At 66.7% G+C, this 415-nt stretch carries 1 pseudogene; it reads right to left on the reverse strand.

Annotated elements, in window-relative coordinates:
• Positions 1 to 230: 230 nt before the first annotated feature.
• Positions 231 to 415 (reverse strand): annotated as a pseudogene (locus G3I17_RS39425) (hypothetical protein); the annotation flags it as partial.

Here is a 415-nt window from a genome sequence, read left to right on the forward strand (position 1 = left end):
GATGAAATCCGGGATCGGCGGCAGCGTGTAGGTGGCATCGCCGTTCCAGGGGCCCTGGACCAGCGTCCCGCCGCCGGTGTCGTCCGTGTCATCGGACACGGTGCACCTCCCTTCAAGGGGGCTTGACAGATCGGGGGTCTCGTGTGCACGCGTGTGCACGTGCACGTGTGCACGCATTACGCGAGGCGAAGGCCCCGCCGGAGTCCGGCGGGGCCTTCGTTGGTGGGTGCTCAGCTGGGCGGGCCGTGCTGCTTGAGCACGGTGTCCGCGTACTGCATCAGGTGATCGAACAGCCTCGGGTCGCCCCCGGCCCGCCTCTCCACCACGAGCTTGAAGAGGCGGCAGACCATTGTGAATCCGGCGACGACGTCACCGCGATTGGCCTTGACTTCCTTGGTGATCTGGGACCGAGTGA

The sequence above is a fragment of the Streptomyces sp. SID13031 genome (assembly GCF_010548305.1).
Classification (GTDB): Bacteria; Actinomycetota; Actinomycetes; order Propionibacteriales; family Kribbellaceae; genus Kribbella.